The sequence below is a fragment of the Devosia sp. Root105 genome (assembly GCF_001424865.1).
In the GTDB taxonomy this organism is placed as follows: domain Bacteria; phylum Pseudomonadota; class Alphaproteobacteria; order Rhizobiales; family Devosiaceae; genus Devosia_A.
On record NZ_LMCR01000015.1, the window covers coordinates 35,461 to 54,743 of the forward strand.

At 65.0% G+C, this 19,283-nt stretch carries 20 protein-coding genes; 11 read left to right on the forward strand and 9 right to left on the reverse strand.

Features of this window, described 5'->3' with window-relative positions; translation table 11 throughout:
• Window positions 1-5: 5 nt before the first annotated feature.
• The 5 genes from ASC68_RS13515 (at window position 6) to ASC68_RS13535 (ending at window position 3,856) form a co-directional block, all read left to right on the forward strand.
• Complete coding sequence (locus ASC68_RS13515; RefSeq protein ID WP_055880047.1) at window positions 6-359, forward strand: iron-sulfur cluster assembly accessory protein; 354 nt, start codon at window positions 6-8, stop codon at window positions 357-359.
• Between the two features lie 80 nt (window positions 360-439).
• Window positions 440-1,558 carry a serine hydrolase domain-containing protein gene (locus tag ASC68_RS13520; protein WP_055880049.1) on the forward strand — a complete coding sequence of 373 codons (1,119 nt, stop codon included), beginning with the start codon at window positions 440-442 and terminating at the stop codon, window positions 1,556-1,558.
• An 83-nt stretch (window positions 1,559-1,641) separates the two neighbouring features.
• A complete protein-coding gene (locus ASC68_RS13525) occupies window positions 1,642-2,736 on the forward strand; it encodes a serine hydrolase domain-containing protein (RefSeq protein ID WP_055880051.1) in 1,095 nt (364 codons plus the stop codon).
• A gap of 136 nt (window positions 2,737-2,872) precedes the next feature.
• Window positions 2,873-3,652 (forward strand): exodeoxyribonuclease III, encoded by a 780-nt coding sequence (gene xth, locus ASC68_RS13530; RefSeq protein ID WP_055880053.1) that lies wholly within the window; start codon window positions 2,873-2,875, stop codon window positions 3,650-3,652.
• 3 nt (window positions 3,653-3,655) lie between these two features.
• The gene (locus ASC68_RS13535; protein ID WP_055880054.1) at window positions 3,656-3,856 is read left to right on the forward strand and encodes a hypothetical protein; all 201 of its coding nucleotides are present in this window, start codon (window positions 3,656-3,658) and stop codon (window positions 3,854-3,856) included.
• 192 nt (window positions 3,857-4,048) lie between these two features.
• On the opposite strand, the gene ASC68_RS13540 is transcribed toward ASC68_RS13535, so the two are convergent.
• The 4 genes from ASC68_RS13540 to ASC68_RS13555 all read right to left on the reverse strand — a co-directional run bounded on the left by ASC68_RS13540 (window position 4,049) and on the right by ASC68_RS13555 (window position 9,636).
• Window positions 4,049-4,279, reverse strand: coding sequence for a hypothetical protein (locus ASC68_RS13540; protein ID WP_156384684.1), 231 nt, complete (start codon window positions 4,277-4,279; stop codon window positions 4,049-4,051).
• A 112-nt stretch (window positions 4,280-4,391) separates the two neighbouring features.
• Window positions 4,392-5,138, reverse strand: coding sequence for a tetratricopeptide repeat protein (locus tag ASC68_RS13545; protein ID WP_055880063.1), 747 nt, complete (start codon window positions 5,136-5,138; stop codon window positions 4,392-4,394).
• A gap of 85 nt (window positions 5,139-5,223) precedes the next feature.
• Window positions 5,224-6,948 (reverse strand): dihydroxy-acid dehydratase, encoded by a 1,725-nt coding sequence (ilvD, locus tag ASC68_RS13550; RefSeq protein ID WP_055880066.1) that lies wholly within the window; start codon window positions 6,946-6,948, stop codon window positions 5,224-5,226.
• 528 nt (window positions 6,949-7,476) lie between these two features.
• Window positions 7,477-9,636: an esterase-like activity of phytase family protein gene (locus ASC68_RS13555; RefSeq protein ID WP_055880068.1), complete on the reverse strand. Its 2,160-nt coding sequence runs from the start codon at window positions 9,634-9,636 to the stop codon at window positions 7,477-7,479.
• Window positions 9,637-9,798: 162 nt separating this feature from the next.
• Between ASC68_RS13555 and ASC68_RS13560 the strand changes: the two genes are divergently transcribed.
• From ASC68_RS13560 to ASC68_RS13570, 3 genes are all read left to right on the forward strand, one after another.
• On the forward strand, window positions 9,799-12,204 hold the full coding sequence (locus ASC68_RS13560) for a UvrD-helicase domain-containing protein (RefSeq protein ID WP_055880071.1): 2,406 nt from the start codon (window positions 9,799-9,801) through the stop codon (window positions 12,202-12,204).
• Window positions 12,201-12,659: a DCC1-like thiol-disulfide oxidoreductase family protein gene (locus ASC68_RS13565; RefSeq protein WP_055880073.1), complete on the forward strand. Its 459-nt coding sequence runs from the start codon at window positions 12,201-12,203 to the stop codon at window positions 12,657-12,659. The genes ASC68_RS13560 and ASC68_RS13565 overlap by 4 nt, the downstream gene beginning before the upstream one ends.
• A gap of 76 nt (window positions 12,660-12,735) precedes the next feature.
• A complete protein-coding gene (locus ASC68_RS13570) occupies window positions 12,736-13,176 on the forward strand; it encodes a hypothetical protein (RefSeq protein WP_055880077.1) in 441 nt (146 codons plus the stop codon).
• Between the two features lie 143 nt (window positions 13,177-13,319).
• Here ASC68_RS13570 and ASC68_RS13575 read toward each other — a convergent pair whose 3' ends face one another.
• The 3 genes from ASC68_RS13575 to ASC68_RS13585 are packed head-to-tail and all read right to left on the reverse strand — an operon-like array spanning window position 13,320 to window position 15,221.
• Entirely contained in the window at window positions 13,320-13,772 is a 453-nt protein-coding gene (locus tag ASC68_RS13575) for a nuclear transport factor 2 family protein (protein ID WP_055880080.1), read from the reverse strand.
• Window positions 13,773-13,819: 47 nt separating this feature from the next.
• Window positions 13,820-14,281 carry a DUF5680 domain-containing protein gene (locus ASC68_RS13580; RefSeq protein WP_055880084.1) on the reverse strand — a complete coding sequence of 154 codons (462 nt, stop codon included), beginning with the start codon at window positions 14,279-14,281 and terminating at the stop codon, window positions 13,820-13,822.
• A gap of 10 nt (window positions 14,282-14,291) precedes the next feature.
• Window positions 14,292-15,221, reverse strand: coding sequence for a DMT family transporter (locus ASC68_RS13585; RefSeq protein WP_055880086.1), 930 nt, complete (start codon window positions 15,219-15,221; stop codon window positions 14,292-14,294).
• A 175-nt stretch (window positions 15,222-15,396) separates the two neighbouring features.
• Between ASC68_RS13585 and cls the strand changes: the two genes are divergently transcribed.
• The 3 genes from cls to ASC68_RS13600 all read left to right on the forward strand — a co-directional run bounded on the left by cls (window position 15,397) and on the right by ASC68_RS13600 (window position 18,526).
• Window positions 15,397-16,854 carry a cardiolipin synthase gene (gene cls / locus ASC68_RS13590; protein ID WP_055880089.1) on the forward strand — a complete coding sequence of 486 codons (1,458 nt, stop codon included), beginning with the start codon at window positions 15,397-15,399 and terminating at the stop codon, window positions 16,852-16,854.
• A 19-nt stretch (window positions 16,855-16,873) separates the two neighbouring features.
• Window positions 16,874-17,587, forward strand: a complete 714-nt coding sequence (locus tag ASC68_RS13595; RefSeq protein WP_055880091.1) for an endonuclease/exonuclease/phosphatase family protein — start codon at window positions 16,874-16,876, stop codon at window positions 17,585-17,587.
• Window positions 17,588-17,656: 69 nt separating this feature from the next.
• A complete protein-coding gene (locus ASC68_RS13600) occupies window positions 17,657-18,526 on the forward strand; it encodes a 50S ribosomal protein L11 methyltransferase (protein ID WP_055880094.1) in 870 nt (289 codons plus the stop codon).
• Between the two features lie 243 nt (window positions 18,527-18,769).
• Here the strand turns inward: ASC68_RS13600 and ASC68_RS29360 are convergent, their stop codons facing one another.
• Together ASC68_RS29360 and ASC68_RS29365 are read right to left on the reverse strand one after the other, a co-directional pair.
• Window positions 18,770-18,904 (reverse strand): hypothetical protein, encoded by a 135-nt coding sequence (locus tag ASC68_RS29360; protein ID WP_257720968.1) that lies wholly within the window; start codon window positions 18,902-18,904, stop codon window positions 18,770-18,772.
• A gap of 140 nt (window positions 18,905-19,044) precedes the next feature.
• Complete coding sequence (locus tag ASC68_RS29365) at window positions 19,045-19,173, reverse strand: hypothetical protein (RefSeq protein ID WP_274532716.1); 129 nt, start codon at window positions 19,171-19,173, stop codon at window positions 19,045-19,047.
• Between the last annotated feature and the right edge of the window lie 110 nt (window positions 19,174-19,283).

Genomic DNA, 19,283 nt, shown 5'->3' on the forward strand with positions numbered 1-19,283 from the left:
ACCTTATGTCTGAAGCTGCTCTAGCACCGAACAATGTCATTTTGACAGACCGCGCCGCCAAGAAGATTGGCCGCATCCTCGCCAAACAGGGCGAAGGCACGGTGCTGCGCATCGTGGTGGCGGGCGGCGGCTGTTCCGGCTTCCAGTACGAGTACAAGCTGGGCAAGGAAACGCCTGCTAACGACGACCTGGTGCTGACCAAGGACAATGCCACCGTGCTGATCGATTCCCTCAGCCTCGAGTTCATGGGCGGCGCCGAGATCGACTATGTCGATGACCTGATCGGCCAGAGCTTCCAGATCAAGAACCCCAACGCGGTCGCCGGCTGCGGCTGCGGCACCAGCTTCGCCGTCGCCTGAGCCCGTCGTTCGAGCTGTTGCCAGCCTTGCCTCGCTAGCATCGCAAGGCTAGCGTCCGCCCCGAATTGGGGAGGCAGAGCATGAACTTGGCTGAGCGGCTCGACGCTGCGGCGATGCGTGCGATCGATGAAGGGCGCATCGTCGGCTCGGTCATCATCGTCCGCCGGCACGGTGAACTCGTCTACGAGGCCCCGCACGGCCTCGCCGACCGGGAAAACCGCCGTCCGATGACCCTCGACGCGATCTTTCGTCTCTCCTCCCTCACCAAGCCGATCGTCGCGGCAACCATCCTCGCCCTGATCGAGGACGGAAAGCTCGGTCTCGATGCGGCGGTCACCGACTACCTGCCGGAGTTTCGTCCGCGCCTGGCCGACGGCGCCCAGCCGACCATCACCATCCGGCAACTGCTCACCCACACCTCCGGCCTTTCCACTGCGTCGATACTCACCCCAGCCGAAGCAACGGCAGGCGTAAATCGCTGGCGGCTTGGCGACGACGCCAGCATCGCGCGCGTCGGCGCGCTGCCCCTGCTGTTTGCGCCCGGCGCCGGCTGGACTTACGGGCCGTCCATCGACGTTCTCGGGCATATCGCCGGGCGGCTGGTCGGCGGCCGGCTGGAGGACGCAATCCGGCACTATGTGACCGGCCCGCTGGGCATGACCGACACGGGTTTCACCGTGCGTGACCCATCGCGTCTGGCGGCCCCCTATGCCGACGGCGCCAATGGCCCGGAGCTGATGGGCGCGGTGCACACCATCCCGAACCCCTGGGGCAGCACCACGACCTACGACCCCGAGCGCATCTTCGATGCCGCTGCGTTTCAATCGGGCGGTGGCGGCGCGGCCGGCAGCGGTCCCGACTTCATGCGTCTGCTGGAGGCATTGCGCACTGGCGGGTCGATCCTGGAGCCCGAGACAGCAAAGCTTGCTCTTTCCAACCAGACGCCGCAGTTGAGCCAGGCCGTCTCGCCCGGCTGGCAATTCTGCCTGTTTGGCGCCTGGCTCGACGATCCCGCGGCCGCCGGCGTGCCGGCTCCCCGCGGCACGGTGCGGTGGGGCGGCATCTATGGGCACAACTGGTTCATCGATCCCGCTGCCGGCCTCAGCGTCGTTTCCATGAGCAATACCGGGCTCGAGGGATCGGACGGCCGGTTCCGCGACGATATTCTGCATGCCGTTTACGGCGACACTCCCGTCTGATCCGCTGGTCGGTTGAGCCTTTCGGCGGCTTGCCTTTCTTGTCAGGGAACCGTTAGCGTCCTTGCTAAGTCTGGGAGGATTCCATGAGCCTTGAGAAGAATATCGACGCGGCGATCGACGCCGCGCTGGTGAGCCGCATTGTCGGTTGCGTCGTCCTGGTCAACCAGGATGGCAAGGAGATTTACGCCCGCACCGCCGGGCTGGCCGATCGCGAGGCCAACCGCAAGCTCGAGCGCAACGCCATCTTCCGCCTCGCCTCGGTAACCAAGCCGATCGTCGCCACCGCCGCGCTCAAGATGATGGAAGCCGGCCTGCTTGAGCTCGACGATCCGGTCAGCAAGTACCTGCCCTATTTCACTCCGGCGAGCCCCGATGGGGTGGTCCGGCCGATCACCATCCGCCAGTTGCTGTCGCATACCGCGGGTCTGTCCTACGAGACGACGCCGAGTGACGTCGCCCCCGGCATGTCCGGCCCCTACATTACGCTTGAGGAAAACCTGCGGCGGCTCGCCAGGGCGCCGCTGGTGTTCGCCCCGGGGACCGGCTGGGCCTATGGCACCAGCATCGACGTGGTGGGTGGCGCGCTCGCGGTCATCAATGGCTCGAGCCTCGAAGCGGCGGTGAAGAAATACGCTGCCGATCCGCTGGGCATGGCCGACTGGGGCTTCACGCCAACCGACCCCAAGCGCGTAACGGCCAACTACCACAATGGCGATCTGCCGGCGCCATCGATCGTGCCGCCGGTGCTCATCAGCCCGGACAACTCGCCTTGGGATACCGGCCGCATCTTCCGCGCCGATGCCCCGCAATCGGGCGGTGGCGGCTCCTGCGGCACTGCCGACGACGCGATGAAGATGCTCGAGGTCTATAACGGCGGTAGTTTCCTTAGGCCGGCGAGCGTCGAAGAGGCCTTCACCAACCAGATCGGCAACCTGCCGCGTCGCGAGGGCGATGCCGGCAAGCGCTTCACGGTGCTCGGCGCCATTATCGACGACCCACAGGCGGCGCGCAGCCCCTGCCCGGTCGGCACGCTCGACTGGGGCGGCGCCTGGGGGCACAACTGGATCATCGACCGCACCAACAAGCTGTCGATCGTGGTCTGCACCAACGTCGCGCCCGAGGGCTGCAACGGGCCGTTCCGCGAGGACATCCGCGACGCGGTTTACGCGGCGCTCTGAGCTAGCGGAGCGCTTCCAGGAAAAGTTGCAGACTTTTCCGATCCGGAAGCGCGACCAAGGGAGGGACCGGAGCAATTCCGCGTTTCAACGAAACGGCGAATTGCTCTAACCTCCCGTCTCGAACGGGAGCCTACTCATGCGCATAGCGACCTGGAACATCAATGGCGTCAAGGCTCGGCAAGGCGCTCTTCTCAAATGGCTTGAAGACGAATCGCCCGATATCGTCTGCCTCCAGGAGATCAAATCGGTCGACGAGGCCTTCCCTCGCATGGAGATCGAGGCGATGGGCTACAATGTCGAGACGTTTGGACAAAAGAGCTGGAACGGCGTCGCCATCCTCTCCAAGCATCGCTTCGACGAAGTGACGCGCGGCCTGCCCGGCGATGACGGCGACGAGCAGTCGCGCCTTATCGAGGGGCTGTTTTCGGTCGAAGGCGGAGTGGTGCGGGTGTGCTGCATCTACCTGCCCAACGGCAACCCCGTCGGCACCGACAAGTTTACCTATAAGCTCAGCTGGATGGATCGGCTGCACACCTTCGTCGAATCCCGCCTGGCCCTCGAAGAGCCGTTCATCCTGCTTGGTGACTTCAACATCATCCCAGCCAATGTCGACGCGACCGTGCCCGAAAAGTGGGTAGGCGATGCCGCGTTCCGCCCCGAGAGCGCCGAGAGGTGGCGGGCTTTGCTCAATCTCGGGCTCACCGATGCGGTGCGCGCCATCACCGACGAGCCATCCCTGACCTTCTGGGATTTCCGTACGTTCGGCTGGGAGCGCAAGGACGGCATCCGCATCGACCACCTGCTGCTCTCACCGCAGGCTGCGGATCGGCTGGAGGACGCAGTGGTGCATGCCGCCGAGCGCGGCAAGGACAAGCCGAGCGACCATGTGCCGGTGGTAGGCTACTTCGCGTTCTGAGCCATGGCGAGCGTACCGGGTCTGGCGGAGATCGAAGCCACCGTCAGCAGGATGGAGGCGCGCTATCGGGCCGACCCGCTCTTTCCGGTGTATCAGCGACTCTGCGAGCGGTTCGAGGTCGATCTCAGCGATCGGCGTGACCTGGCGCTGGCAAAGGCATCGGCGCTGATGCTGGTGAAGTTCGCTGGTGAGGATGCAAACTAGCCCTCTCGCGATTGGGTACAGTTTGCTCCGCCCACTCGATGTCATCCCAGCGAAAGCAGGGACCCAACTCGCCGCAGTGCAAGTGGATGCCGGACGAGGGCAAAGCCCTCGCCATGGGGTCCCAGCTTTCGCTGGGATGACAGCCGGTGGGCAGGGTCAGATCCAGCCCAACCTCCACGCGGTTGCATCAAACTAGCGGATATTGCCGACCGAGTTCTTGGCCGTGTCGTGCTTGGTCTTCAGCACGTTGCTGATGCTCGCCTCGGCAACCTTGACGGTGCCATCATCCCTGTTGCGATCGAGGAAGTGGCTGATCGAGGCCGTCGCGACGCGGGCCTGGGCCGAAACATCATCCACGAACCCGCGGACATCCTTGGGCAGCGTGATGACGACGATGAGGGCGAGAATGATCGGCAAACGCATGATGGACACCAACGGGCTAACTGTCCCGATGGTTGCCAGTTTGCGGCTGAACTGCTGCTGAACGGGGCTGTCAGCTAGGCCGTGAGGCCCACTCCCCTCACGCCGTGATGGCTTACAGCCCGCCGAAGCGGGTGCCGAGCGAGTCGGCGAGCTCGACGGCATGCTTCCGCTGCTCGGGCGTCGCGACGGACATCGCGTTGGTGAGCAGGTCATGGATCCAGCCGTCATCGACCGTGCCCGCGGCGCGGCGCGAGGCGACGGTGAGCCACATCAGGCCCTCGACCGGATCGGCATCGATGCCCTGGCCGTTGAACAGCATGCTCCCGAGCTTGGCCTGCGCCCCGGCATGGCCCTTGCGGGCCGCGAGGTTGAGCCAGCGGGCGCTCTGCAGCGGGTTGTCGCCGAGCTCGGCGTCGTCAAGATAGAGCTCGCCGACCTTGTACTGCGCATCGGCGTCGCCGAAGTAGGACGCAGCGTGCATGATCAGCTTGTTGGAATAGGCTTCGTTCTTCGGGATGCCGGCTTCCGGCAGGCCCTGGCGGTAATACTCACCGATCTTGAGGAACGACTGCGCCACGATATCGGCTTCGACGCCCTTAGGGGCGGTATCGGCATGCTCGTCGGCGATCTGGCTGAAATAGCCGAATGCCTTGACCGGATCCTTGTCGACGCCTTCGCCGCTTTCATACATCAGCCCGAGCTGGAACAGCGCCATCGGCTGGCCGGCCAGCGCCGCATCCTCGAGCGCGGCGATCAGGTCGGCGCTGGAGATGCCGCCCCCTGCCCCGTCGAGCTGGTTGGCCATGGCCAGCGCCGCATCGGCGGCCGTCTCTGGGGCAGCCGGCAGCGAGGGCAGCACGCCACTCACCTGGGCGGCAGCCGGGGTGGCTACGCCCGCAATCGCGAGCGCAGCCCAAAACGCAACGGAAACAAGGGCTCCTGCCCTAAATGTCCGCATACTGCTCCTTTTCGCCCTTGGCGCCGGGGTTGGTCAGCGCGCCGTAACGCGCCGGTCCCACCAGCTGGGCATACTTCCAGATCGCGCCCGAGCCATACTCGGTCTCGCGCGGGGCCCAGCTCGTCTTGCGCCGGGCAAACTCTTCCTCCGACACGTTGACCGAGATCTCGCCGGTCGTGGCGTCGAGGGTGATGATGTCACCATCCTGAATGTGGGCGATGGGGCCGCCGATCGCTGCTTCCGGGCCGACATGGCCGATGCAGAAGCCGCGGGTGGCGCCGGAGAAGCGACCATCGGTGATGAGCGCAACCTTGTCGCCCATGCCCTGGCCGTAGAGCGCTGCCGTGGTCGACAGCATTTCACGCATGCCGGGGCCGCCCTTCGGACCTTCGTAGCGGATGACGAGCACGTCGCCTTCCTTGTAGGTCCGCTTCTCGACCGCCTCGAAGCACTTCTCTTCGGTGTCGAAGACGCGCGCCGGGCCGACGAAACGCAGGTTCTTGAGGCCGGCGACCTTCACAATGGCGCCATCAGGAGCGAGGTTGCCGCGCAGCGACACCACACCGCCGGTGGGCGAGATTGGGTTCGAGGTCGAACGGATCACGTCCTGCTCGGTGTTGAACTTCACCTTCTCGAGGTTCTCGGCAATGGTCTTGCCGGTGACTGTCATGCAGTCGCCATGCAGGTACCCGCCTTCGAGCAGCGCCTTCATCACCAGCGGGATACCGCCGGCTTCAAACAGGTCCTTGGCGACGTATTTGCCGCCCGGCTTCAGGTCGCCGATGTACGGGGTCTTCTTGAAGATCTCGCCGACATCGAACAGGTCGAAGTCGATGCCTGCCTCGTGCGCCATTGCCGGCAGATGCAGCGCGGCATTGGTCGAACCGCCAGTGGCGGCGACGGTCATGGCGGCGTTCTCGAACGCCTTGCGGGTGACGATGTCGCGCGGACGGAGCTGCACCTTGAGCAGTTCCATCACCTGCTCGCCAGCCACGGCGCAGAGCGCATCACGAATTTCGTACGGGGCCGGAGCGCCGCAACTATACGGCAATGCAAGCCCGATTGCTTCGGCCACCATGGCCATGGTGTTGGCCGTGTACTGGCCGCCGCAGGAGCCGGCCGACGGACAGGCGACGCGCTCGAGCTCGTCGAGGGTTTCGTCGTCCATCTTGCCGACCGAGTGGAGGCCGACCGCCTCGAACAGGTCCTGCACCACGACGTCGCGGCCGCGGAAGCGGCCCGGCAGGATCGAGCCGCCATAGATGAAGATCGACGGCACGTTGAGCCGGATCATCGCCATCATCATGCCGGGCAACGACTTGTCGCAGCCGGCCATGGCGACCAGCGCGTCATAGGAATGGCCGCGCATCGTCAATTCGACCGAGTCGGCGATCACATCGCGCGAGGCCAGCGACGACTTCATGCCGGCATGGCCCATGGCGATGCCGTCGGTGACGGTGATGGTGGTGAATTCACGCGGCGTGCCGTGGTTGGCGGCGACGCCCTTCTTCACGGCCTGCGCCTGGCGACCAAGCGAAATATTGCACGGCGCCGCCTCGTTCCAGGCCGTCGCCACGCCGACCAGCGGCTGGTGAATCTGCTCGGTGGTCAAGCCCATGGCGTAAAGATAGGAGCGGTGCGGAGCGCGCTCCGGACCCTCTGTCACATGCCTGCTGGGAAGACGCGATTTATCGACGTAGTTCGATGCCATTTCCTGGTCCCGCTTGTCCGGCCGGTGTTCTCCGGCGCCCCTCAGAAGGCGCCGTTTATGCGGTTCGGCCTGACAAGGCACAAGGGCGGGGAGCACACGAATGGTTCGGTACGAAAGCAAATGGCTTCCGCATTCGTCGCTGCCCGTCCGAGATTTGTCCTCTGCTTCTTTTAGGGTCACATTGTGGCGGCGATCCTCAGCAAAACGTTGACCGCTAAGCGGCGAAATCGGGATTCAACCTTGCTGTTGCAAAAACGTCACGAACGATTCAGCGGGCGTTCAGGATGGTGGCAAGGCGAGCATCGTAGCTACGGCCACCCCCACCCTCATTCCCTCCCCACAAGGGGGAGGGAGGCGATAGCTGCACCGTCTCAGCTCTTGCGTCTCCCTCCCCTTGTGGGGAGGGATCAAGGGTGGAGGTGCCCCGCGCACTGGCGTTAGCTGTGTGGAGTACGTTCCCCCCCAAAACCAAGCGGGGCCGGCCCTTTCGGACCGGCCCCTGAGCCCCGCAAGCAGGAGGCTGTCTGGTTACTGGATGGTGCCAACCGACCAGAAGAAGGTCTCGCCCGAGGAGTCGGCGACCCCGTCATTGTCGGTGATGACATAGCCGGCGCCGTCGGCGCCGATGGCGAAGCTCTCGACCTTGTCGACGACATAGCCGTTGTTGGACGCGAGGTCGGGAATGAAGTCGCGGACTTCCTCCTTGGTGACCACTGGCAGCTCGCCACCGATTTCAGCGCCGACGAGAGCCGAGACCGGCACGCGGTAGAGCTTCTTCAGCGCCGCCTTGAGCGCGATCTGGTTGTCGCGCTCGACGATGTAGACGTAGTCGCCGTGTGCGGTGATTTCGGAGAGGCCGTTCCAGGCGCCTTCAGCCGCGGCTTCGAGCGGATAGCGGACCGCCGACCAGGTCTTCTCCTTGGTGTTGTAGCCGAGGAGCTTCACCTGCCCCGCCGGATCATCCTTCCACTCGCGCTGGATCGCCACCCACAGGGTGTCTCCAACCTTGGTGACGCCCTCGGCGCCATAGCGGATCTCATTGGGCAGCAGCGCCTCGGGGAACGCCACCTCCTCGGTGATCTTGCCATCGGCATCGACGCGATAGAGCGCATGCGGCGTCAGGCGGTCGCTGCGGCCTTCCGAGGCCACCCAGAAGCCGCCTTCGCCATCGAGCGTGATGCCCTCGAGATCCAGCTTCTGTGCCGCGTCGCCACCACGGGTGATGACGGTCTTCTTGACGATCCTGGCCGGCTTGGCAGTGGCGTCGATTTCGTAGATCGCCGGCTGCGCCGAAAGCACGCTGTCGCTGACGGCGTAGAGGATCCCCGGCTTTTCGGCATCGCCCACGGCGCCCGAGATGGCGGCCCAGCCGATCGGCTGGCCGTCCGCGTCCAGGTCGGAGATCAGCTGCGGATAGGCGACTTCGCCTTCGGTGCGCTCGTAGAGCATGACGTGCGAACCGGCGAGCCCATCTTCACGCAGGTCGACCTCGTTGGCCGTAGCCAGGAGGTTACGCGAGGGGATGGCAACGAGGCCCTCAGGGGAAATGCCGGACGGCAGCGACTGCAGATACTCGGGCTCGGCGCCCGTATCCTTGTAGACGGCCACGAGCGAGGAACGTTCCTGGGCGACGAAGAACAGCTTGTCCTCGCCGAACGTCGCGGCCTCGAGGCCCTCGGGCTCGACGCCCTTCTTGTTGCGTGCGTCGGGATAGTGGCCGATGCGGACCGCTTCGAGTTCCATCGACGGGCCGCTCTCATAGGCGACGCTGCCATCCTTGTTGAAGATGGTGAAGCTGCGCGAGCCGCCGTTCCAATCGCCTTCGTTGGCAACGACCAGGCGGTTGTCGTCGAGCCACTTCACCGCGTCGGGCTCACGGGCCACGTCTTCCAGCTTGCCGGTGAACTTGAGCGCGCCGTCCTTCTTGGTATCGATGCCTTCGAGGCTGACGGCGCCGGCCGAGAAGTGCGACTTCACCGCCCCGGTCTTGCCGTCGATGATGACGATCTCGTTGTTTTCCTGCAGCGTCACCGCGACTTCATCGAGACCGTTGATCGAGACGAACTCGGCCTCGGCATCTTCCGGCGCGATGCCGGCAAGGCCGGCCAGCTCGACCTTGGCGAGGCTTTCCGGATCGAGCGCCCCACCGGTGAGCGAGAGGAGCACGAGGTAGCCAGACGGCAGCTGCGGGATGGCGCCGTCGTTGATCTCTTCATCGCGCTCGTTCTCGATCGCGATGGCGATCAGCGTGCCGGCGGCGTTGTGGGTGATCGAGTCCGGCTGGCCGCCGAGATCGACGCTCGCCTCGATCGCCTTGCTGGCGAGGTCGACGACCACCAGCTTGCCCGACGGGTTGACCTTGCTCTCCGACGTGTTGACCGCGGCATAGACCTTGTTGCCGATGATGGTGACCGAGGTCGGCTCGCCCTCGAGCGACAGGAAGCCGGCGGCCTTCGGGGCCTTGGCGTCGGTGATGTCGATGAAGCCGATGCCGCCGGCCGGGCTGTCGGAATAGACCAGCGTCAGGCCGTCTTCCGAGGCAGTGATGATTTCGGACGAGGTCGCCTTGGCTTCGGGGTTGTTCAGTTCGACCGGGAAGCTGGCGATCCGGTTGAATACCGGCGCGGCATAGGCCGAGGTGGCGAGAAGGCCGGCGGTGAGGCCGAGGAGAATGGATTTGAACTGCATTGCTGGCGCCCCTGAAAATCGAGGGCTTCGGCTTAGGCACGCCGCGCAACGGCGACATGACAATGGGGTGACAGATCTGTGACAGGCCCCGCCGCATATACATCGGGCCCTGTACTGCCTATATCTAGCGATGAGAACGAAACAGGATTCGTCGTTTCCCTGATGGCAGCAGAACCGCAGCGCCTCGACCGCCCGCAGGCGGGCTCGATCACCAGCCAGTTTGGCCGGGGAGCGGCGGCGCCCGACTACCTGAAGGGCCTCAACGAGGAGCAGCGCGACGCCGTGCTGACCACCGAGGGCCCGCTGCTGGTGCTCGCCGGCGCCGGCACCGGCAAGACCCGGGTGCTGACCACCCGCATCGCCCACATCCTCAATTCCAAGAAGGCCTGGCCGTCCGAGATCCTGTCGGTCACCTTCACCAACAAGGCCGCCCGCGAGATGAAGGAGCGCATCGGCGCCTTGGTCGGCGCGGGTGTCGAAGGCATGCCGTGGCTCGGCACTTTCCACTCGATCGGTGCGCGGCTGCTGCGCCGGCACGCTGAACTGGTCGGGTTGCGCTCGGATTTCACCATTCTCGATACCGACGACCAGATCCGGCTGATCAAGCAGCTGCTGGAAGCCGCCAACATCGACGAAAAGCGCTGGCCGGCCCGCCAGTTCGCCGGGATGATGGACAACTGGAAGAACCGCGGCCAGTTGCCCGGCGACGTATCGATGGCCGACCGCTCGGCCTTCGCCAATGGCCGGATCCCCGAACTCTACCAGCAGTACCAGGATCGACTGAAGACGCTGAACGCCACCGATTTCGGTGACCTGCTGCTGCTCTGCATCAAGCTGTTCCGCGAAAACCCCGACGTGCTGGCCGAGTATCACCGGCGCTTCAAATACATCCTCGTCGACGAGTACCAGGATTCGAACGTCGCCCAGTACCTATGGCTGCGCCTCTTGGCGCAGGGCAAGCCGGCGTCGGAGGCCAACCTTTGCGTCGTCGGTGACGACGACCAGTCGATCTATGGCTGGCGCGGCGCCGAGGTCGACAACATCCTGCGCTTCGAGAAGGATTTTCCGGGCGCCAAGGTAATCCGGCTCGAGCGCAACTACCGCTCGACCTCCAACATCCTGAAGGCCGCCTCGCACCTCATCGCCAACAATGAGAGCCGGCTGGGCAAGACCCTGCAGACCGATGTCGGCGAGCCGGGCGAGCTGGTGATGGTCACCTCGGTATGGGACTCCGACGAGGAGGCCCGGCAGGTCGGGGAAGAAATCGAGCAGTTCCAGCGCCAGGGCGACGCGTTGAACTCGATGGCCATCCTGGTGCGGGCTTCGCACCAGATGCGCGCCTTCGAAGAGCGCTTCATCACGCTCGGCCTCAACTACCGCGTCATTGGCGGCCCGCGCTTTTATGAGCGCAAGGAAATCCGCGACGCGCTGGCCTATCTGCGGCTGGTGTCTAATCCCAACGACGACCTCGCCTTCGAGCGCATCGTCAATACGCCGAAGCGCGGGCTGGGCGATTCCACCCTGCAGATTCTCTACGACGCGGCGCGCCGCCAGCGCACTTCGCTGACCACCGCGGTGCGCACGCTCGTAGAGACTGAGGAGCTGAAGCCCAAGCAGCGCACCACACTGCGCCAGCTGATGGATCAGTTCGACGATTGGGCGCAGCGGGCGCAAGCCGTGCCCCCGGAAGACGCCGTCGAGACCGAAGAGCTGGCGCCCGGCATCGTCCGCCGCCACACCTCGCATGCCGATCTCGCCCGCCAGGTGCTCGACGAGTCGGGCTACACCGAGATGTGGCAGAACGACAAATCCGCCGAGGCCGAGGGCCGGCTGGAAAACCTGAAGGAACTGGTCAACTCGATGGAGGAGTTCGACTCGCTCGGCGGCTTCCTCGAGCACGTCTCGCTGGTGATGGACCGCGATACCGGCGAAGCCGACGACGCCGTGTCGATCATGACGCTCCACTCCGCCAAGGGTCTGGAGTTCGAAACCGTGTTCCTCCCCGGCTGGGAGGAAGGCCTGTTCCCCAGCCAGCGCACCCTCGACGAGAGCGGCCGCGCCGGGCTCGAGGAGGAGCGCCGGCTCGCCTATGTCGGCCTGACCCGGGCCCGTAAGCGCCTGCGCGTCTCCGTGGCGCAGAACCGGCTGACGCATGGCCTCTGGCAATCGGCGATCCCGTCGCGCTTCCTCGACGAACTGCCGGCGGCGGCGGTCGAGGTGAAGGACACCGGCTCGGCCTATGGCGGCTACGGCTACGGCGGCCGGACGGCGGGCGGGCGCTTCGACACCCGCGACCCGTTCGATTCGCTTTACGAGACCCCCGGCTGGCAGCGCGCCCGGGCTCAGGCCTCGTCCCGCAAATCGGCCGGCCCGGTGACCATCGATGGCGACCTCGTCGCCCGCTCGGTCGATGACGGCCGCGGCTCGAAATACGATGTCGGCGAGCGCGTCTTCCATCTGAAGTTCGGCTATGGCCGGATCGAGCAGATCGAAGGCAACAAGCTGACCATCGAGTTCGAGAAGGCCGGCCGCAAGAAAGTGCTCGAAAGCTTCGTACAGAAGCCGTGAGCACCGGGCACGCGGCCTACAGCTATCGGCACGACAAAGGCGTCGTCGCGTTCGCGGACGATCATCCGGTGATGATCTACGATGGTTATTGCGGGCTCTGTTCAAGCGCCGTGCAGTTCGTGCTTCGCCATGACTGCAGCCGGGTGTTTCGCTTCATCGCGGCCCAGAGCGAACTCGGGACCTCGATCTATCGGCATTACGGCCTCGATCCGCATGACTACGAGACCTTCATCGTCTTGGCCGACGGCCTGCCGCGGTTCGCATCCGATGCGGTGATCGAGATCGGACGTCGGCTTGGCCTGCCGTGGTCGACGGGCGCGGCAGCCGGCGCCCTGCCCCGCTCCGTTCGCGATGGCCTCTATTTCTGGATCGCCCGCCACCGCATGAAGCTCTTCGGCCGGCGCGATACCTGCCACCTGCCGGCGCCCGACGAGCGCGACCGCTTCCTCGCCTAGCCGTTGGAGCAGAAGGCGGCTAAGCAGATGGTGAGTTTCGCTGCAGGGGGCGTAGGCGATGCCGTGGGCTGGACCAATGAAAACCAAGACCTCGAGCGGCCTCAGGACGATCATCATCGTCGTCGCCGCTGTCGTGATCGTCGGTCTCATCTGGGCGGCGGTCAGCCTCTTCACCTCCATGGACCAGCAAGTCGGCCAGTCCCGCGCGGCGGCTGACAAGGTCGTGGCTGCGGTATCGGCAGACTGGGGCAAGACGACATTCGACCCGCTGGCGACCACCGAGTTCGTCACCGCCCATGCCAAGGGGCAATATGACAGCACCCGCTACCTGCAGATCCTGGGCGCCATGCAGTCCAGCCGGGCCTGCGTGATGGAGGGCCTGCAGATCGAGAACTGGAGCGGCTGGAGCCGCTGGAAGTGTCCGGCCGTGTTCGCGAGCGGCGAGGCGAGCCTGGTCATCACCCTGACGCTCAGCAGCGGCCAGTGGCGGCTATCGGACTTCGCAGTGCAGATCTGAACCGCTTGAAGCTGGAGCGCTTCACAGACGTGGCTGGTCGGCAGGCGCTGTTCGAGCTGACCCACTGCGACCACGCCACCCACGATGTCATCCCAGCGAAAGCTGGAGCCCACCACTGGCCGGCATAGCCCAAGCGCGAGAGCCTAGCCTTCGATCATCGGCGCATGGGCCTCTTCGACGCCCGCACGGGCGAGCCGGTCGAGCGTGGCGACCGACAGCGTCGTATCCGGGCAGATGATCAGGCGAGTCATCTTGCCCCAGCGGATGTGGACGGCATGGATTCCCTGATTGGTGGTCACCACGCCGTCGGTGCCGGAGTTGCGCTCCCGCCACTCGACCACCGCGAGGGTGTTCCATGGCGTACCGCTGACGGTGATGCGATCGATATCGAAGTGGATGTCGGGCAACAGCCGATAGAGCCGCGCGTACCAGCTGCTGGTCTGGCCGAGCGTCGTGCGGCGTCCGCCGAGTGCGCTCGCGCCGAGGAAGATGTGCTCGAAGCGCGGCGCGAAGCCATCGAGAACGGGCTGGGCATCGCCACGATTGACGGCGTCGAACAGCCCGGCGACAACCCGTCGAACGATTGCATGGTACATCGGCGCTCTCCTGTCTGCCGATGATATGGTGTTGCCGTTGGCGGCCGCTAGGGCTTCACCAGTCCGCCGAAATAGTCGAGCGCGTACGCCTCGACCCCGTCGACCTCGATCGCTTCTCGTCCGTGAAAATGCGCCGCGTCGCCCGTCGAAGTGTCGCGATAGATACCGTGCGGACCGCTCCACTCGAAACCACCGAGGAAGCGGCCTTCGGCATACATGGCGGAGAGCGCTGCCTTGATCGTCGCACCGGCGCGGCCGGCGTCGATCAGCTCCGCCCGCAGGATGTAGCCATAATAGTTCATCGCCCACACCGGCTCATCGCGTAACCACACGGCTTCCTGTCCGAGGAAGTCGGTGCCGCCGAAATAGCTGTCACGATAGGACCAGTCGCCAGCGGCAAAGGTGAGGTCGTGCGCACCAGTGCGGCTTGCCGCGGCCTTCACGCCGTCGCCGACATAGGTCTGGCGCTTGGCCAGCACGATGAAGCGATCGAGCGCGACGATGTCCATTTCCGGCTCCTTATTGCGGCGGGCTGACTTCGCTCGCCCGCTTGCGCTCGAGGCCCAGCTTGTGCTCGCGATAGATGATGAACAGACCGGAGCCGACGACGATCGCGCCTCCCAGCAGCATCTCGATGCTCGGGACATCGTGGAAGATCACGTAGCCGATCAAAACCGAGAGGATCAGCGAGGCATATTCGAACGGGGCGACCACCGACATGTCGGCATGGCGATAGGATTCGGTGAGCAGGATCTGCCCGATCCCACCGAAAATGCCCGCGCCGATCAACAGGGCGAACTGCTCGGTTGTCGGCATCACCCAGCCGAATGGCAGGGTGGCGAGGCCGAACACCGACGAGGTCAGCGAGAAGTAGAGCACGATGGTGGCCGAGCGCTCGGTTTCGACGAGCTTGCGGACCAGCACCATCGCCGTTGCGGCGAAACCCGCCGCGACCAGCGCCGAAGCGGCGCCCAGTGTCGCCCCGCTCATATCGGCGATGCCGCCCGAAAACACCGTGAGGCGCGGCCAGATGATGATGATGACACCAACGAGGCCGACGAGCACGGCGCTCCAGCGGTAGAGCCGCACCTGTTCGTGGTAGAATACGGCGCTGAACACCACGATCAGCAGCGGCGTGGCGTAGCTGATGGTGATCGCTTCGGCGAGCGGCAACTGGGTGAGCGCGAAGAACCCGGTCATCATGCCGCCGGTGCCGACAAGGCCACGCAGCAAATGGCTCAGCGGGTGCTTCGTCGTGAGGCCGACGCCGAGCTCACCCTTCCAGATCAGGTAGGCAATGATCGGCAGGATGGCGAAAAAGGATCGGAAGAACACCAGTTGCCCGGCCGGTATGCCCTCGGAGGCCTTGAGCAGGCTCGACATCCCCAGGAAAACGCAGACCGAGCTCAGCTTGAACGCAATTCCCGTCATGGCGTTCTGACGGAGCATTGGCGGTTGCGGCGACACTGGCAGGACTTTCGAAGACGGGAAGACGGACCGGAAAGGTCCGGCTGCTAGTCTCGCGAGGTTCGCCGCGACGCGCAACCTCCTTGCGCGCCGAACTCGGCTGTGGCCGTTCCCGGCGCATCGGATATTAGTCTTAGCTCAGACCAGCGGAGCGACAATGAACGACGTCGTCGACATGACTGGAGCGGTCGAGACCGTCGTCGAGAGCATCCCCATCATTGCGATGGTGCTCGCCGGCTTCTACGCGCTCGCACTCATATGCGCAGTGCGCGAGATCAGCGCGTCGCGGACCTCGCAGGGTTCGATCGCCTGGCTGGTGTCGCTGGCCTTCCTCCCCTTCCCCACCACGATCATCTACCTGGTGTTCGGCTGGAAGCACTTTGACAGTTACGCCCAGACCCGCATGCAGGTGCGCGCCTCCCGCCTGATCCGCAGCGAAGACCTGGCGGTGATCGACCGCGACGCCGGCGCAAGCTGGCCGGTGCAGCGCCGCGCCGCCGGCATGCCGTTCCTCGCCGGCAACACGGCGGAGCTGCTGGTCGATGGCGATGCGACGTTCGAATCGATCTTCGAGGGCATCGCCGCTGCCAAAACCTACATCCTCGTGCAGTTCTACATTCTGAAGGCCGATGCGCTGGGCCAACGGCTGGCCGCCGCACTGATGGAGCGGGCGCGCGCCGGGGTGGCCGTCTACATGCTCTATGACGATGTCGGCAGCAGCGGCCTCTCCCGCGAGTACAAGGACCGGATGTGGGCCGAGGGCATCAGGATCTTCGGCTTCAATCACCGGCACAAGTTCCTCAGGCTGTTCGGTCCGATGCGGATCAACTACCGCAACCACCGGAAATCCGTGGTGGTGGACGGTAAGGTCGCCTGGACTGGCGGCGCCAATATCGGGGTCGAGTATCTGGGCGAGGACGAGCGCTTCGGCCACTGGCGTGATACGCAGCTGAAGCTCGAAGGTCCGGCCGCCTCGTCGGTGGCGCTGATCTTCCAGGAAGATTGGCTCTGGGCCACCGGCGAAGTGCTCAACCTGCCGCCGCCCGATCCGGTGGACGAGCCGGGTCACGTCTCGGCGCTGGTGATGGCGACCGGTCCCGCCGACAAGCTCGAGGCCTGTGCAATTGCCTTTGCCGACGTGATCGGCCAGGCGCAGCAACGGCTCTGGATCGTCAGCCCCTATTTCGTGCCCGATACCGACATGCGCACCGCACTTTATGCGGCGATCCTGCGCGGCGTCGATGTGCGCGTCATGCTGCCGGCCAAGCCCGACCACCTGCTGGTCTGGCTCGCCAGCAACGCCCATGCCGACGCCATGGTGGAACACGATATCGCCATCTACCGCTACCAGAAGGGCTTTCTGCACCAGAAAGTGCTGCTGATGGACGACAAGATCGCGACTGTCGGCACGGTCAACTTCGACAACCGCTCGTTCGCCATCAACTTCGAGATGACAGTGTGGATGCCCGACCGCAGCGTGGTTGACGCCGTGGAGAAGATGCTGAAAGCCGACTTCGCCAACTGCCGCAAGATGACCAAGGAAGAGGTGCTCAAGCGCCACCCGATCTCCCGCTTCATCTCGCAGGCCGCCCGCCTGTTCTCGCCCATCCTTTAGCCGTGCGCCTCAGGAACCAATGATCAAAGTCGCCTCATACAATATCCGCAAGAGCATCGGCACCGACCGGCGCCGGCAGCCCGAGCGCATCATGAAGATCCTCGCCGAGATCGATGCCGACATCGTGGCGCTGCAGGAGGTCGACCGGCGCTTCGGCGAGCGCGCCACCACGCTGTCGCCCGACCTGATCGTCGACAATACCAACTACATGCCGGTGCGCTTCGGCATCCGCGAGCAGAGCCTCGGCTGGCACGGCAACGTGCTGCTGGTGAAAAAGGGCATCGAAGTACGCAACCCGCAGCGCATCGAACTCCCGGCGTTCGAGCCGCGCGGCGCCGTGATGGCCGATGTGGTGATCGGCGGCATCGCCATGCGCGTCGTCGGCATGCACCTGGGGCTGCTCGGCAATTCGCGGATGAAGCAGGCCGACGCCATCGTCGCCCATCTTGAAAAGCTCGAGCAGCATATGCCGACCGTGATCATGGGCGACCTCAACCAATGGGCCGAGGACGGCAAGTGCCTCATCGCCTTTGCGAGGCACCACGACGTGATCCCGCTGGGGCCGAGCTTCCACTCGCGCCGCCCCATGCTGCAGCTCGACCGCATCATCACCAGCCGCGATTTCAAGCTCGAATCGGCGGGGGTGCATCGCTCCGCTTTGGCCCGCACCGGCTCCGATCACCTGCCGGTCTGGGCCAGCCTGTCGCTCGATCGCGCCGAAGCCGCCGCTTAACGCTGGTCACGGCTGACCATTGACTTAGCGCGCCGCTGCCCCGAAACAGCGGCGAACAGGACATTTCGCATGACGCTCTCGCAACTCTCCGTCCCGCTGACCAAGGATCAGGCCTATGCGCTGGTCGACGCCGTGATGGCGCGTGAGGATATCGCCATCACCGCCTCGGCGCACGAGAACGAGGACACCGGCGAATGGGTGTTCGAAGCGACCTGCGACAGCGAACCCGATGTCGAGGCCTTCAACCAGATTGCCCGCGAGACGCTGGGCGGCAATGTAAGCTTTGCCGTCGAGGCGATCGACCCGACGGTCAACTGGGTGGCGAAGTCCCTTGAGGGCCTGCAGCCGGTGGTCGCCGGCGGCTTCTACGTGCATGGCAGCCACGAGGAGAGCCCGCCCCCGGCCGGCCTCACCGCCATCCGCATCGACGCCGCCCAGGCCTTCGGCACCGGCCATCACGAGACCACCACCGGCTGCCTCGAAGCCATCGACCGGGCGCTGAAGCGCAAGCGTTATCGCTCGATGCTCGATGTGGGCACCGGCACGGGCGTGCTGGCGATCGCCCTGGCCAAACGCACCCACCTGCCGGTGCTGGCCAGCGACATCGACCCGATCGCCGTGACCACCACGGTGGAGAACGCCCGCGACAACGGCGTCGGCCGCTACATCATCGCCTTCGAGGCGACCGGGCTCGACCACCGGCAGATCGCCGCCGGCGCGCCCTATGACATGATCGTCGCCAACATCCTCGCCGGTCCGCTGGTTGCGCTGGCGCCCGGCATGCGCAAGGTCACCGCCATCGGCGCCACGGTGATCCTCTCGGGCATCCTCAACACCCAGGCCAACCGGGTGATATCAGCCTATTCACAGCAGGGCATCGTGCTGCGCCAGCGCATCGTCAAGAAGGAATGGACGACGCTGGTGCTGGAGCGGGTCTAGGCCGAAGCATCACTGGCTCCCCACCCCCACCCTTGATCCCTCCCCACAAGGGGGAGGGAGACGCAAGAACTGCGGCAGTGCAGCGACCTCGATCGGCCTCCCTCCCCCTTGTGGGGAGGGAATGAGGGTGGGGGTGCGGAGCCACCAGCGTCCAGGCACCACGCAAAGCAAAGTCCCCGGACCTCACGATCCGGGGACTCGTCAAAACAGATAGTCCAAACCCCGCGCTGACGCGCGTCGGTTTTAGTTCGGGCGCTTGGTCAGCGCGCCGAGCAGCAGGTGTTCACGGCTGCGACCGACGCTGCGGGTGGCCTCGCGGCCCCGCGCTTCGATGACGCTGCCGAGCGCCTTGCGGAAATCGTTCTTGCTCTCGGGCATCTTGTTCTCCCGGTTCCTTCACTTGGTCGAGCTTCTCTCGACGTTCGGTATGTAGTGCGGACAGAGCCCGCTGGTAAGTCATTGTTGCGAAAGGCAGCCATGCCAATTGTGCAGGGCGGCTTAACAACGGGTGAATCGGCTCAAGGCCGCCACTCGTTCCGCACCGGGTTCGCCCGGAGGTATTCGGTGATGTGACGCTGCGCCTGTCTGGTGCGGCCTTCGATCATCGATTCGAACACCCGGCGGAACAGGGTCTTTCGTTCAGTCATTTTGTTCTCCCTGCGGGAGCCCCGGCGTGCCAATGCCACCCGGCCGCTGAACCAGGAATGAATGGTCTGGTGCGGCTTTTGCGCCCCACCCGCCTCTGTTAGGGTCCGCG

What these genes read in the sequence shown, in the direction of transcription:
- ASC68_RS13560 (WP_055880071.1), top strand. Translation starts at nt 9,799, where the DNA reads ATGGCAGCAGAACCGCAGCGCCTCGACCGCCCGCAGGCGGGCTCGATC.
- ASC68_RS13535 (WP_055880054.1), top strand. Translation starts at nt 3,656, where the DNA reads ATGGCGAGCGTACCGGGTCTGGCGGAGATCGAAGCCACCGTCAGCAGG.
- ilvD (WP_055880066.1), bottom strand. Translation starts at nt 6,948, where the DNA reads ATGGCATCGAACTACGTCGATAAATCGCGTCTTCCCAGCAGGCATGTG.
- ASC68_RS29365 (WP_274532716.1), bottom strand. Translation starts at nt 19,173, where the DNA reads ATGACTGAACGAAAGACCCTGTTCCGCCGGGTGTTCGAATCGATGATC.
- cls (WP_055880089.1), top strand. Translation starts at nt 15,397, where the DNA reads ATGAACGACGTCGTCGACATGACTGGAGCGGTCGAGACCGTCGTCGAG.
- xth (WP_055880053.1), top strand. Translation starts at nt 2,873, where the DNA reads ATGCGCATAGCGACCTGGAACATCAATGGCGTCAAGGCTCGGCAAGGC.
- ASC68_RS13520 (WP_055880049.1), top strand. Translation starts at nt 440, where the DNA reads ATGAACTTGGCTGAGCGGCTCGACGCTGCGGCGATGCGTGCGATCGAT.
- ASC68_RS13580 (WP_055880084.1), bottom strand. Translation starts at nt 14,281, where the DNA reads ATGGACATCGTCGCGCTCGATCGCTTCATCGTGCTGGCCAAGCGCCAG.
- ASC68_RS13575 (WP_055880080.1), bottom strand. Translation starts at nt 13,772, where the DNA reads ATGTACCATGCAATCGTTCGACGGGTTGTCGCCGGGCTGTTCGACGCC.
- ASC68_RS29360 (WP_257720968.1), bottom strand. Translation starts at nt 18,904, where the DNA reads ATGCCCGAGAGCAAGAACGATTTCCGCAAGGCGCTCGGCAGCGTCATC.
- ASC68_RS13525 (WP_055880051.1), top strand. Translation starts at nt 1,642, where the DNA reads ATGAGCCTTGAGAAGAATATCGACGCGGCGATCGACGCCGCGCTGGTG.
- ASC68_RS13515 (WP_055880047.1), top strand. Translation starts at nt 6, where the DNA reads ATGTCTGAAGCTGCTCTAGCACCGAACAATGTCATTTTGACAGACCGC.
- ASC68_RS13595 (WP_055880091.1), top strand. Translation starts at nt 16,874, where the DNA reads ATGATCAAAGTCGCCTCATACAATATCCGCAAGAGCATCGGCACCGAC.
- ASC68_RS13585 (WP_055880086.1), bottom strand. Translation starts at nt 15,221, where the DNA reads ATGCTCCGTCAGAACGCCATGACGGGAATTGCGTTCAAGCTGAGCTCG.
- ASC68_RS13600 (WP_055880094.1), top strand. Translation starts at nt 17,657, where the DNA reads ATGACGCTCTCGCAACTCTCCGTCCCGCTGACCAAGGATCAGGCCTAT.
- ASC68_RS13540 (WP_156384684.1), bottom strand. Translation starts at nt 4,279, where the DNA reads ATGCGTTTGCCGATCATTCTCGCCCTCATCGTCGTCATCACGCTGCCC.
- ASC68_RS13570 (WP_055880077.1), top strand. Translation starts at nt 12,736, where the DNA reads ATGAAAACCAAGACCTCGAGCGGCCTCAGGACGATCATCATCGTCGTC.
- ASC68_RS13555 (WP_055880068.1), bottom strand. Translation starts at nt 9,636, where the DNA reads ATGCAGTTCAAATCCATTCTCCTCGGCCTCACCGCCGGCCTTCTCGCC.